Below are 13,387 nucleotides of genomic sequence, written 5' to 3' on the forward strand. Positions count from 1 at the left end.
GTGACGAAACGACTCTCCCAAGTGGCCAGGTTCGCGGGTGTCAGCGAGGCGACGGTCAGCCGAGTTCTGAACGGCAGCCCTGACGTGGCGCAGTCGACGCGGGACGCCGTGCTCACCGCGCTGGACGTCTTCGGGTTCGAACGGCCCGCGCGGATGCGCAGCGCGCGGGCGCCGCTGGTCGGCCTTGTCGTCCCTGACCTGCAAAATCCCATCTTCCCCGCGTTCACCGAGGCACTGGCGGGGGCGCTGAACAAGCGGGGGCTGATCCCGGTGCTGTGCACCAGGACCGCGGACGGCGTCTCGGAGGCGCACTACATCCAGATGCTGCTGGAGCAGAACATCGAGGGGATCATCTTCGTCGGCGCGAGCTACGCGGACGCCGGCCCGGAGCACGGGCGGGACCTGCGCGAGCGCCAGGTGCCGATCGTGCTGATCAACGCGGCGGACGAGAACCGGCAGATATCCCAGGTCTCGGTGGACGACGCGGCGGCCTCCGAGCAGGCGCTGACACATCTGACGGGGCTGGGCCACGAGCGGATCGGCCTCGTGCTCGGACCGGTGGGGCATGTCCCCTCGGCCCGCAAACTCGCAGGTTACGCGGCTTTCTGGGAGCAGCGGGGGCTGTCGCCCGCGGACTGGCGGCCATTGGTGGCGCACGCGATGTTCTCGATGGAGGGCGGGGCGACGGCGATGCCCCGGTTGTTCGCGGAGGGGGTCACCGCGGTGGTGTGCGCGAGTGACGCGCTCGCGCTCGGCGCGATCCGGGCGGCCAGGCGGCACGGGATGAAAGTCCCGGACGATCTGTCGGTGATCGGTTTCGACGACTCGCTGTACATGGTGGCGACCGATCCGCCGCTGACCACCTCGCGCCAGCCGGTGCAGGCGATGGCCGCCGCGGCCATCGCGTCGCTCGTCACACAGATCGACGGCCACGCGGTCACCGACGAGGTGATGCTCTTCGAACCGGAGCTGATCGTGCGCGGCTCCACCCGGATGCGCAAGGTCGTGAAAAGCGTCTGAACTGCACAGTCGCCGATACGGCGGCGCATCGCGGAACCCGCGTGAGGGCGGGGTGCCGGGACCTGGTCGAGGTCCCGGCACCCCGCCTTTGTCGTCCGCGTACGCGTCCCCGGCCGGTACGGCACCGGCCCGCACCCGGTCGCCGCCGTCCTCGTACCGCCGTCGGCCGGTCGGCCCGTCCGGCCCGCACCTCGATGACGCTGCGTTACGGACACAAATCCTCCGGATTACTTTCTTGCGCAGATTGATTGACATCTTGCGTGACCCACTCCTACTGTCGGCGCCAACGCCAGGCGGCCGGACGTCCTGGCAACCCCGCCGTTACGCAAGCGGACGCAAGCGCACTCGCCCCTCGGGACGGGTACGTCCGCTGCCGTTTCCCAGGAAGGTCCGATCCCTATGGACGGCTCCAGAACCCGCCCCTCCCTCGGCGTCACCGCCCTCGCCATCTCGCTGGTCCTCGGCGTCACCGCATGCGGCGGCGGCTCGTCCCACTCCTCCGGGGCGGACAAGAACGGCGTGGTCACGATCAGCGTGAACGGGCTGCCTCCGGCCACCCAGACCGTCGACCGGAAGAATTTCGAGGACGACATCAAGGCTTTCGAGGCGAGCCACCCGAAGATCAAGATCGACGCCCATGAGGGTCTGATGGATCCGAAGACCTTCGCCGCGAAGCTCGCGGGCGGGCAGTTGGAGGACGTCTACTACGTCTACTTCACCGACCCCGCCGGGCTCATCCAGCGCCACCAGGCCGCCGACATCACCGCGCAGCTCAAGGACTTCCCCGCTCTCAACGACATCCGCCCCGAACTCCAGAGCGTCTTCAAGGACGCGGGCGGCAAGGTCTACGGCCTGCCCACCGGCAACTACTCGCTCGGACTCGTCTACAACCGGGCGCTGTTCACCAAGGCCGGGCTCGACCCGGACAAGCCGCCGACCACCTGGGACGAGGTCCGCGCCGACGCCAAGAAGATCAGCGCGCTCGGCGACGGCACCACCGGCTACGCGGAGTTCAGCAAGAACAACCAGGGCGGCTGGCACCTGACTTCGTGGATCTACTCCGAGGGCGGCGACGTCGCGGTCAAGGAAGGCGGCGCCTGGAAGGCCGCGTTCAACAGCGAAGCGGGCCGCAAGGCGCTCCAGACGCTGCACGACATGCGCTGGACCGACCAGTCGATGGGCACCAGGCAGCTCCTGGAGATCCCCGACGTGCAGAAGATGATGGGCGCGGGCAAGCTCGGGATGTACATGGCGGGCCCGGACAACATCCCCACCATCGTCAAGCAGTTCGAGCGGAAGTACGACGACTACGGGCTGGCCGCGCTGCCCGGCACCGCGACGCTCGGCGGCGGTGACGGCTTCATGTTCAACCCGAAGGACAGCCCGGCGAAGATCAAGGCCGGACTCACCTGGATCCAGTGGAAGTACCTCGATCCGGACCGCGAGGAGGAGATCACCAAGAAGTCGGCGGGCACCGACATACCGATCGGCCTGCCGCAGCCGAATCTGTGGAGCGGGGCCGGCCAGGCGAAGGTCGACGCGGCGCACAAGAAGTACGCGAACGTGCCGCAGAAGAACTACCAGCCGTTCGTGGACCGCAGCGGCGACGTCGCGGTGAAGGTCGAGCCGCCGAACGCCCAGCAGATCTACACCGTGCTCGACGGTGTCATGCAGGCGGTGCTGACCAAGAAGGACGCGAACATCGACCAGCTTCTCAGCGACGCCGAGAAGAAGGTCAACACCATTCTGGCCACGGTCAAGTGACAGCCGAACCGCTGACGTCGGCCCGCGCCGCCACCGCGCGGGCGCCGAAGGCGCCTGCCGGGGCGGGGCGGTCCGGCCGGACCCGCCCCTCGCGGGACCGGCTGCGCCGGGCCGTCGTCGACAACCTGGTGGCGTATCTCTTCCTGGTCGCGGGCGTCGCCGCCTTCGCGGTGTTCTCCTGGTACCCGATCGTCCGCGGTGTGCTGCTCAGCTTCCAGCAGGTCAACTACGCGGAGCCGGCCCGGTGGGTGGGCCTGGACAACTTCCACCGGCTGTTCGCCGACCCGCTGTTCGTCACCGCGTGGCGCAACACCGCGTACTTCAGCCTGCTGGCCCTGGTCTTCGGCTTCGCGGCGCCCTTCGTGACCGCGATCGTGCTCAACGAACTGCGGCACGGCACGGCGTACTTGCGGATGACGGTCTACCTGCCGGTGATGCTGCCGCCGATCGTCACGATGCTGCTGTGGCGCTGGTTCTACGATCCGGGGCCCGGCCTGTTCAACAACGTGCTGCGGATCGCGCACCTGCCCGCGCAGTCGTGGCTGGAGTCGCAGAATCTGTCGATGATCTCGCTGGTCCTGGTCTCCACCTGGGCCAACATGGGCACCACCACACTGATCTACCTCGCGGCGCTCGGCGGTGTGCCGGGCGAGCTGTACGAGGCCGCGGAGCTGGACGGCGCGACGGTACGGCAGCGGCTGTGGCATGTGACGATCCCTCAGATGCGGTTCATCCTGATGATCACGCTGCTGCTCCAGGTGATCGGCACCATGCAGGTGTTCATCGAGCCGTTCGTGCTGACCGGCGGCGGACCCGACGACGCGACCGTGACCGTACTGCTCCTGCTGTACCGGTACGCGTTCGTCTACAACGACTTCGGCCTGGCCAGCGCGATGAGCACGGTGCTCTTCGTGGTGCTGGGGATCTTCGCCGGGGTGTATCTGCGGCTGACCCGCAGCAAGGGCTGAGAGGGGAACGACCATGGCCGCACAGACCGCTGTCCGCACGCTGATCGCGCCGACCGAGATGAACCGCCGCACGGGGAGGTTCCTCTACCGGTTCGTGCTGGGCGCGACGCTGCTCGGCTTCACCGCCGCCTTCCTCTTCCCGCTGTACTGGATGGCCTCGGGCGCGCTCAAGTCGTCGTCGGAACTGGCCCAGCCGCGGCCGACGATGGTGCCGCGCTCCTGGCATCCGGAGGCGTACTCCGACGCCTGGTCGTCGGTCGGGCTCGGCCACTACTTCCTCAACACGCTGCTGCTGGCGGCCGGGGCGTGGGCCTGCCAGTTGGTGGTCGACGTGGCCGCCGCGTACTCGCTGTCCAAACTGCGGCCGGTGCTGGGCAATGCGGTGCTCGCCATGATGCTGGCAACGCTGATGCTGCCGGTGTCGGCGCTGCTGGTGCCGACGTATCTGACCGTCGTGGACGTGCCGTTGATCCACGTCAATCTGATCAACACGCCGATGGCCGTCTGGTTGCCGGCCTGCGCCAACGCGTTCAACATCTTCATTCTCAAGCGGTTCTTCGACCAGATCCCCACCGAACTGCTGGACTCCGCCCGGATCGACGGCGCGGGCACGGTACGCATCCTCGTGTCGCTGGTGCTGCCGCTGTCCCGGCCGGTGCTCGCGGTCGTGTCGATCTTCGCGGTGGTCGGTGTCTGGAAGGACTTCCTCTGGCCGATGCTCGTGCTGCCCGATCCCGCGAAACAGCCGATCACGGTCGCCCTGAACCGGTTGGCGGACGACATGCCCGCCAACCAGTTGCTGGCCGGAATGGTGATGGCGAGCATTCCGCTGCTCGTCCTCTTCCTCATCTTCCAGCGCAGCATCATCAACGGCCTCACCGCGGGCAGCCTCAAGGGCTGACCGGGCTCGGGCCCCAACCCCCCCCACGCATGGCAACCCCCGCCGCACGACGTCGTGCGGTGCTCAGGGAAGGATCACCCATGTCTCCAAGCGCCCCCACCCACCGCGCCAGAACGCTCGCGGCGGTGCTGCCCGCGGTGCTCGCGGTGCTGATCGCACTGCTGGTCTGGCAGGCGTCGCCGTCCGCGCACGCCGCGACCACGGTCGTCGAGGCGGAGTCCGCGACGCTGTCCGGCGGCGCGGTCGTCTCCACCGACCACACCGGCTATACGGGCACCGGTTTCGTCGGCGGCTACACCGACACCAACAAGGGCACCGCGTCCACCGCCTTCCGGGTCAACGCGACCTCGGCGGGCACCGGAAGCGTCAAGATCCGCTACGCCAACGGCACCACCGCCACCATGACCCTCAGCCTCTACGTCAACGGCACCAAAATCCGCCAGATCAGCCTCCCCGCCACCACCAACTGGGACACCTGGAGCACCACCGACAAAGCCGTCACCTACGCGGCGGGCAACAACACCATCGCCCTCACCTTCACCACCGCCGACAGCGGCAACGTGAACGTCGACAACATCACGGCGACGACGCCCGGCGGCAGCACCACACCGCCCGCCGCGACCGGCCAACTGGAGGCGGAGTCAGCGTCGTTGAGCGGCGGGGCCGTCGTCAGCAGTGACCACACCGGCTACACGGGCAGCGGCTTCGTCAGCGGCTACACCGACACCAACAAGGGCACAGCGTCGACCAGTTTCACGGTCAACTCGGCACTCGCGGGCACCGGAAGCGTCAAGATCCGCTACGCCAACGGCACCACCGCCACCATGACCCTCAGCCTCTACGTCAACGGCACCAAGATCCGCCAGATCAGCCTCTCGGCCACCACCAACTGGGACACCTGGACCACCACCGACCAAGCCGTCACCTACGCGGCGGGCAACAACACCATCGCGCTGACCTTCACCACCGCCGACAGCGGCAACGTGAATCTGGACAACGTCGTGGTGACGACGCCGACGACCACCACGACGCCGCCGACCACTCCGCCGACCACGCCTCCCACCACTCCCCCGGCCGGTTCGCTCACGCACCAGGCGGAGGACGCGTACTTCTCGGGTGGGCCGAGCGTGGCCACGACCGCCTCGGGGTTCAGCGGCAGCGGGTATCTGACGGGCTTCGGCACGCAGGGCGCGCGGGTGGTCTTCGCCGTCAACGCGCCCAGTGCGGCGAGCTATCCGGTGGCCGTCGCGTACCGGACCGGGAGCGGTTCCGCCGCGTCGATCACGCTGACGGCCAACGGGCTGAAGGTGGCGCAGGTCGCGCTGCCGGGCACCAGCGGGGCATGGTCGACGGCCACGGTCAGCACGCCGCTGCGGGCCGGGCTCAACACGCTGACGCTGCGCACCGAATCCGGTGACTCGGGAGCACCCGACATCGACGGCGTCGCGGTGACCGGCTCGGTCGCCAACGCCACGCGCGGCGCCACCGTGCCGTACACGTCCTACGAGGCGGAGAGCGGCAGCACCAACGCGAGCACGATCGGCCCCGACCGCACCTATCTGACGGTGGCGTCCGAGGCGTCAGGACGCAAGGCGGTGGTGCTCAACAGCACAGGCCAGTATGTGCAGTTCACTCTCACCAAGCCCGCCAACGCGATGACGCTGCGGTACTCGATCCCGGACAACGCGGCGGGCACCGGCAACTCGGTGAAGCTCAGCCTCTACGCCAACGGCACCAAGGTCCGCGATCTGGACCTGTCGTCGAAGTACGCCTGGGTATACGGCGGTTACCCGTACAACAACGACCCCTCGCAGGGCTCGGCGCACCACTTCTTCGACGAGTCACGGTTCAAGATCGGGGACTTCCCGGCCGGGACGGTGCTCAAGCTCCAGAAGGACGCGGGCAGCACCGCCGCCTCGTACACCCTGGACCTGATGGAGACCGAGCAGGCCGCCGCGGACCAGACCATGCCCGCGACCGGCTTCGTCTCCGCGACGACGCTCGGCGTCACGCCGAACGACGGGAGCGACGACACCTCGGCGCTCAACAGCGCGGTGGCGACGGCCAAGTCGCAGGGCAAGGGCCTGTGGCTGCCCGCCGGCACCTACAACATCTCGGGCCACGTCAATCTGACCGGGATCGCACTGCGCGGCGCGGGCGAGTGGGCCACCGTGCTCCAGGGCCTGAACGGCAAGGGCGGGCTCTTCGGGCAGGGCGGCACCAACACCGTTCAGGACCTGACGATCTCCGGTGACGTGTCGTACCGCGACGACACGAATTTCGACGCCGCGATCGAGGGCGACTTCGGCAACGGCTCGACCATCCAGGACGTGTGGATCGAGCACACCAAGGTCGGCCTGTGGATCGACGCGCCGACCAACGGCCTGTACGTGGGGGCCCTGCGGATCCGCGACACCGCCGCCGACGGCGTCAACCTGCACAAGGGCACCGCGAACACCGAGGTGTGGAACACCAGCGTCCGCAACACCGGGGACGACGGTCTCGCGATGTACTCCGAGGCGAGCGCGGTCACCAACTGCGCCTTCCGGTTCGACACCGTGCAGGTGCCGCTGCTGGCGAACGGCGCCGCGATCTACGGCGGCAACGGCAACCGGATCGTGGACAGCGTCGTCGCCGACACGGTGACCGGGGCCTCCGGCATCGCGGTCAGCACCCGCAACTTCAATCCCGCGCCGGTCCCGTTCAGCGGCACCACCACCGTCGCGCGCAACACCCTGCTGCGCACCGGCGGTTACGAGCCGAACTGGCAGAGCAAGCTCGGCGCGCTGTGGATCTACGCCGACGGCTCCGACATCACGGCGCCCGTCGTGGTCAAGGACCTCGACATCACCGACAGCACCTACAGCGCGGTCCTGATCTCGTATCAGAAGACCGTCACCGGGCTGACGTTGGACAACGTCAGGATCCAGACGGCCGGTGCGTACGGCCTGGAGATCGACTCGAAGGGCTCCGGCACCTTCGGCGGCGTCACGGTCAGCGGCGCGGCCTCCGGCGGACTCAGCACCACCGGGACCTTCACCATCAACCGGGGCTCCGGCAACACCGGCTGGTGACGCCCCCGCACACCCCGGTCCGTCCCGCACCCCTGACGGGGCGGACCGGCCCCCGCGCATGCCCTGCGGCCCTCCGGGCCCTAGTGCCCCTCCCGGCGAACACCGCCGGTCACGGCACTACCTCTCCACGACGGTCAAGGAGACTCCCGTGACACTGCCCGCCTCCCCCACCGCACCCGCCTGGTGGCGGCACGCCGCGATCTACCAGATCTATCTGCGCAGCTTCGCCGACGGCAACGGTGACGGCATGGGAGACCTCGCCGGGGTCCGCGAGCGCATCCCCTACCTGCGGGACCTCGGGGTCGACGCGCTCTGGTTCAACCCCTGGTACGTCTCCCCGATGGCCGACGGCGGCTACGACGTCGCCGACTACCGTGACATCGACCCGATGTTCGGGACGCTCGCCGAGGCGGAGCAGCTCATCGTCGAAGCGCACGAGCAGGACCTGCGGGTCATCGTGGACCTGGTGCCCAACCACGCGTCCGACCAGCACCCCTGGTTCCGGGCCGCGTTGGCGGCGGGTCCGGACGCGGCCGAGCGGGAGCGCTTCTGGTTCCTGCCGGGCAGGGGCGCGGACGGCGAACTCCCGCCCAACGACTGGCAGTCGTACTTCGGCGGCGCCGCCTGGACCCGGATCACCGAGGCGGACGGCACGCCCGGCGCCTGGTACCTGCACATGTTCGCACCCGAGCAGCCCGATCTGAACTGGGAACACCCGCAGGTGCGGGCGGAGTTCGAGAGCATCCTGCGGTTCTGGCTGGAGCGCGGCGTGGACGGCTTCCGGATCGACGTGGCGCACGGCCTGGCCAAGAAGCCGGGGCTGCCCGACGTCGGCCGGGACCCGGACGTCACCGACCTGCCGTACCAGGACTGCGACGCGGTGCACGAGATCTACCGCGACTGGCGGAAGATCGCGGACGGTTACGCGCGTAGCCCCCGGCCCGGCGGGGCGCCCGGCGAGCGGGTCTTCGTCGGCGAGGTGTGGCTGCCCACGCCCGAGCAGTTCGCCCGCTATCTGCGCCCCGACGAGCTGCACTCCGCCTTCAACTTCGAGTTCCTGTGCTGCGCTTGGGACGCGGCCGGCCTGCGCGACGTCATCGACGGGACGCTCGCCTCGCACCGGCTGGTGGGCGCGCCGCCCACCTGGGTGCTGTCCAACCACGACACGATCAGACACGTGACGCGCTACGGCCGCGAGGACACGTCCTTCGACATGGGCGACAAGCGGCTCGGCTCGCCGAGCGACACCGTCCTCGGCCGCCGCAGGGCCCGCGCCGCGGCGCTGCTCACGCTGGCCCTGCCGGGCGGTGTGTACGTCTACCAGGGCGACGAGTTGGGCCTCGCCGAGGTCGAGGACATACCCGACCACCTGATCCAGGACCCCACGTATGCCCGCTCCGAGGGCCGCGACCGTGGCCGGGACGGCTGCCGGGTGCCACTGCCGTGGTCGGCGGAGCCGCGCTCGCTGGGCTTCTCACCGGACGGCGCGAGCGCCGGGCCGTGGCTGCCGCAGCCCGCCGACTGGTCGGGGCGGTCCGTCGCGGCCCAGCAGGGCGACCCGCACTCCGAACTCGCCCTGTACCGGGCCGGTCTCGCGCTGCGCGGGGAGCGTCTCCAGTGGCTGCCGGAGACGCTGGAGTGGGTGGACGCGGGTCCCGGCACGGTGGCCTTCCGCCGGGACAACGGCTTCCAGTGCGTGGTCAATCTGTCCGCGGAGCCGGTCGCGCTCCCCGCCGGGCTCCGGGTGCTGCTGGCCAGCGGCCCGCTGGAGGACGGCCTGCTGCCCTCCGACACCTGCGTCTGGCTGATCGCCGAATGACCGGCGTGCCCGCCCGCTGATCCGGCGGCCCGGCCCCGCCGATCCCGTGGACGACCCCCGTCCCCGCCGATTCCCGTGTCCCGCCCCCGCCGACCACCGGGGGACGCGGGGATCCGTGCGTGGCGGTCGGCGGGCCGCGCGTCCCACCTGGCGGAATTCACAACGCGTTCATTGACCTGGCACGCACCACCTGGCTGACTTACGCCCAGGCCGGACCGCTGTCCGGCCTGGGCTCACGACGCGAGGCCGCTACGGGCCGGCGCAAGGGGAGGTGACCAGGGTGTACGCAGCTACGAGGACGGCCGCCGCCTGGCGCCGTCACCTCCGGGACGACGCGTACCGCAACCGGCACATCGACCTGCTGCGTGTCAGCAGCGCTCTGTGTCGACGCTGAATTCCGGGCCCGCCGGACGCTTCTGACGCGTCGTCACATCGGGCCCCCGCGCGCTCCACCGCCCCTTCGCATGGGGCGGCTGCCGACGTCTCCCTTCGCGCTGGAGTTCCCCGATGAGCGAGCCACCCCGCCCCGCCGTGCCCGCGGGCGCGACCGACACCGTCCCCACTCCCCCACCACCGCGCGTGAAACCTGCGGAGCCCACGGACGGCAAGCGCGTCGGCCGGTCGGCGCAGCGCGTCGTCCCCCTCCGACACCCCTGGCGCTGGGCCCTGACCGCCCTCGCCCTGGTGCTCGTCGCGCAGATCACGCACGGCCTGGTCACCAACCCCTTCTTCCAGTGGGACCGCTTCCGCTACTGGTTCCTGCGGCCGGTGATCCTGGACGGGCTGCTGGTCACGCTCCAAGTCGCCGCCTGGAGCGCTCTGTTCGGACTGCTCGGCGGCGTCCTGCTGGCCCTGTGCAGGCTGTCCAGGAGCCCGGTGCTGCGCTCGGTGAGCTGGATCTACATCTGGCTGTTCCGCTCGGTGCCGCTGATCGTCATCCTGCTGTTCCTGTTCAACTTCTCCTCGCTGTACGCCACATTGAGTCTGGGCGTGCCCTTCGGTCCCGGCTTCGTGCACTTCGACGAGTCGCGGCTGGCCACCGACATGGTGGTGGCCGTGGTCGGCATCAGCCTCAACGAGGCCGCCTACGCCGCCGAAGTGGTGCGCGCGGGAGTGCTCTCCGTGGACCAGGGACAGCACGAGGCCGCCGCCGCGCTCGGCCTGCCGCGCGGCTACCAGTTCACCCGGATCGTCTTCCCGCAGGCCCTGCGGGCGATCGTGCCCTCCTACGTCAACCAGTTGATCGGGCTGATCAAAAGCACCTCGCTGGTCTTCTACGTCTCCCTGCTCGACCTCTTCGGCAAGGTGGAGAGCATGGGCAGCACGTATCCGGGCGACGTCGTCCCGCTGCTGCTGGTGGCGACCGTCTGGTACGTGATCCTGACCAGCGTCGTCTCGGTGATCCAGTTCTACGTCGAGCGGTACTTCTCACGCGGCGCGCTGCGGACCGTACCGCCGACGCCGCTGCGACGGCTGCGTACGGCGGTACGCGATCTGCGGGCGCGCGCCGAGATCGGATCGGTCGCGTGAACGCCGACGCCGCCGCGGTCGCCGCGAGCGCCGCCGCCGTGACCGTTCACGACGCGCACAAGTGGTACGGCGCACAACAGGTGCTCTCCGGTGTCGATCTGACGGTCCGTCCTGGTCAAGTGACCGTGGTCATCGGCCCTTCGGGCTCCGGCAAGTCGACGCTGCTGCGGGCGATCAACCACCTGGAGAAGCTGGACATCGGCTACGTCAGCCTCAACGGCGAGCCGATCGGGGTACGGCACCACCGCGGCCGGCTCAAGGAGATCAGCGAGCGGGCGATCCTCGCCCAGCGCCGCCGGATCGGCTTCGTCTTCCAGGGCTTCAACCTCTTCCCGCACCTCAGCGTGCTGGACAATGTGGCCGCCGCGCCCGTCGCGGCCCGGCAGAAGTCCAGGGCCCAGGCGGAGGAACTGGCCCGCGCGCTGCTCGGCCGGGTCGGGCTCGCCGACAAGGTCGACGCCTACCCCCGGCAGCTCTCCGGCGGCCAGCAGCAGCGAGTCGCCATCGCCCGCGCGCTGGCCCTCGAACCAGGCGTCATCCTCTTCGACGAGCCGACCTCGGCGCTCGACCCCGAACTCGTCGGCGAGGTACTGGCGGTCATCAGGGATCTCGCCACCAGCGGTACGACGCTGATCGTCGTCACGCACGAGATCGGTTTCGCCCGCGAGCTCGCCGACACCGTCGTCTTCCTGGACGGCGGCCGGATCGTCGAACAGGGCCCGCCCGACCAGGTGCTGGACAACCCCCGGCACCCCAGGACCCGCGAATTCCTCAGCAAGGTCCTCTGAAACAAGGCCCGCCGAACTCCTCTACGGCCCAGACCGCTTGTCCGCGCGGCTCGGGTCCGTCAGCACCCCTCAACTCCCCACCGCCACCAGCGAGGTTCACCATGCCCGACATCCGTACCACCGCCACCAGACGCGTCGCCGCGGGCATCGCCGTCGCCGCCCTCACCCTCGGCCTCGCCGCCTGCGGCAGCGACGGCGGCTCGGACGCCGCGGCACCGGCCGCCGCGGACGCCAAGGGCACCGTCGTGATCGGCGCCCAGTCCAACGGCGCCGCCAAGGAGATCACGCTCACCGTCCCCGAGGTCGCCGCCATCCGCGCCGAGCTGCCCAAGTCCGTGCTCGACAGCGAGCAGCTCGTCATCGGTCTCGGCTTCCTGCCCGCCGGCTCGCCGCCGATCGGCTACGTCGGCGCGGACCAGAAGACCATCACCGGCTCCGAGCCCGACCTCGGCCGGCTGATCGCCGCCGTCCTCGGCCTCAAGCCCGTGCTGTCCAACGCCACATGGGACAACCTCTTCGTCGGCATCGACAGCGGCAAGACCGATGTCGGCTTCTCCAACATCACCGACACCGAGCAGCGCAAGGAGAAGTACGACTTCGCCAGCTACCGGCAGGACAACCTCGGCTTCGAGGTGAAGAAGAGCGACACCTGGAACTTCGACGGCACCTACCGCAGCCTGGCGGGCAAGACCGTCGCGGTCGGCGCGGGCACCAACCAGGAGAAGATCCTGCTGACGTGGCAGAGCGAACTGAAGGCCGACGGCAAGAAGCTCACGATCAAGTACTTCCAGGACTCCAACAGCACCTATCTGGCGCTCGGCTCCGGCCGGATAGACGCCTATTTCGCGCCCAACCCGAGCATCGCCTACCACGGCACGCAGACCGCGGGCTCGCCGAACGCCACCCGCGGCGCGGGCAAGTTCTCCGGCGCCGGGGCGTCCTTGCAAGGGCTGATCTGCGCCACGGCGAAGAAGGACAGCGGCCTGGCCAAGCCCCTCGCCGACGCGATCAACCACCTGATCAAGAATGGTCAGTACGCGCAGTGGCTCGCCGCGTGGAATCTGGCCAACGAAGCGGTGCCCGCCTCGCTGGTCAACCCGCCGGGGCTGCCGCTGACCAACTCCTGAGCCCGTACCGGCCGCCGCACGGGCCCCGTACCGACCGAAAGGAAGTCGACCGCCATGACACGCAGGAAAGTCGTCGTCGTCGGAGGCGGGGCCATGGGCTCGTCCACTGCCTGGCATCTCGCCTCGCGCGGCGCCGAGGTCACGCTGCTCGAACAGTTCGCGCCCGGCCACGACCGGGGCAGCTCGCACGGCAGCTCCCGGATCTTCCGGCTCGCGTACGCCGATCCGTTCTACGTCGGCCTCGCCGCACGCGCGCTGCCGCTGTGGCGGCGGCTCGAGGACGAGACGGGCAGCACCGTACTGACCCTGACCGGGGCCGTCGACCACGGGCCCGCGCAGGCCACCGCGGCGCTGCGGGACGCGCTGCGCGGGGCCGGGCGGCCCAGCCAGAAGCTG

10 protein-coding genes are annotated in these 13,387 nt (G+C 69.7%); all 10 read left to right on the forward strand.

Translation table 11 applies throughout. The features are described from left to right. Entirely contained in the window at positions 1-1,020 is a 1,020-nt protein-coding gene (locus tag BGM09_RS11140) for a LacI family DNA-binding transcriptional regulator (RefSeq protein ID WP_188281351.1), read from the forward strand. Between the two features lie 399 nt (positions 1,021-1,419). After that, positions 1,420-2,784 carry an ABC transporter substrate-binding protein gene (locus BGM09_RS11145; RefSeq protein WP_188281352.1) on the forward strand — a complete coding sequence of 455 codons (1,365 nt, stop codon included), beginning with the start codon at positions 1,420-1,422 and terminating at the stop codon, positions 2,782-2,784. Beyond that, positions 2,781-3,752, forward strand: a complete 972-nt coding sequence (locus tag BGM09_RS11150) for a carbohydrate ABC transporter permease (protein WP_411158288.1) — start codon at positions 2,781-2,783, stop codon at positions 3,750-3,752. The genes BGM09_RS11145 and BGM09_RS11150 overlap by 4 nt, the downstream gene beginning before the upstream one ends. A 13-nt stretch (positions 3,753-3,765) precedes the next feature. After that, the gene (locus BGM09_RS11155; RefSeq protein ID WP_188281353.1) at positions 3,766-4,653 is read left to right on the forward strand and encodes a carbohydrate ABC transporter permease; all 888 of its coding nucleotides are present in this window, start codon (positions 3,766-3,768) and stop codon (positions 4,651-4,653) included. Positions 4,654-4,733: 80 nt separating this feature from the next. Beyond that, the gene (locus BGM09_RS11160) at positions 4,734-7,727 is read left to right on the forward strand and encodes a CBM35 domain-containing protein (protein ID WP_223186652.1); all 2,994 of its coding nucleotides are present in this window, start codon (positions 4,734-4,736) and stop codon (positions 7,725-7,727) included. A 58-nt stretch (positions 7,728-7,785) separates the two neighbouring features. Further along, a complete protein-coding gene (locus tag BGM09_RS11165; protein ID WP_188281355.1) occupies positions 7,786-9,546 on the forward strand; it encodes a glycoside hydrolase family 13 protein in 1,761 nt (586 codons plus the stop codon). 507 nt (positions 9,547-10,053) lie between these two features. Next, complete coding sequence (locus BGM09_RS11170; RefSeq protein WP_188281356.1) at positions 10,054-11,076, forward strand: amino acid ABC transporter permease; 1,023 nt, start codon at positions 10,054-10,056, stop codon at positions 11,074-11,076. After that, on the forward strand, positions 11,073-11,864 hold the full coding sequence (locus BGM09_RS11175) for an amino acid ABC transporter ATP-binding protein (RefSeq protein WP_317452646.1): 792 nt from the start codon (positions 11,073-11,075) through the stop codon (positions 11,862-11,864). The genes BGM09_RS11170 and BGM09_RS11175 overlap by 4 nt, the downstream gene beginning before the upstream one ends. 101 nt (positions 11,865-11,965) lie before the next feature. Continuing rightward, positions 11,966-12,991: a transporter substrate-binding domain-containing protein gene (locus BGM09_RS11180; protein WP_188281357.1), complete on the forward strand. Its 1,026-nt coding sequence runs from the start codon at positions 11,966-11,968 to the stop codon at positions 12,989-12,991. A 54-nt stretch (positions 12,992-13,045) separates the two neighbouring features. Further along, positions 13,046-13,387: FAD-dependent oxidoreductase (locus BGM09_RS11185; RefSeq protein ID WP_188281358.1), on the forward strand; the 342-nt coding region annotated here is incomplete at its 3' end.

Origin of the sequence: Streptomyces sp. CBMA29 (assembly GCF_014596445.1) — a bacterium.
In the GTDB taxonomy this organism is placed as follows: Bacteria; Actinomycetota; Actinomycetes; order Streptomycetales; family Streptomycetaceae; genus Actinacidiphila.

What these genes read in the sequence shown, in the direction of transcription:
- BGM09_RS11180 (WP_188281357.1), top strand. Translation starts at nt 11,966, where the DNA reads ATGCCCGACATCCGTACCACCGCCACCAGACGCGTCGCCGCGGGCATC.
- BGM09_RS11160 (WP_223186652.1), top strand. Translation starts at nt 4,734, where the DNA reads ATGTCTCCAAGCGCCCCCACCCACCGCGCCAGAACGCTCGCGGCGGTG.
- BGM09_RS11165 (WP_188281355.1), top strand. Translation starts at nt 7,786, where the DNA reads ATGCCCTGCGGCCCTCCGGGCCCTAGTGCCCCTCCCGGCGAACACCGC.
- BGM09_RS11145 (WP_188281352.1), top strand. Translation starts at nt 1,420, where the DNA reads ATGGACGGCTCCAGAACCCGCCCCTCCCTCGGCGTCACCGCCCTCGCC.
- BGM09_RS11170 (WP_188281356.1), top strand. Translation starts at nt 10,054, where the DNA reads ATGAGCGAGCCACCCCGCCCCGCCGTGCCCGCGGGCGCGACCGACACC.
- BGM09_RS11155 (WP_188281353.1), top strand. Translation starts at nt 3,766, where the DNA reads ATGGCCGCACAGACCGCTGTCCGCACGCTGATCGCGCCGACCGAGATG.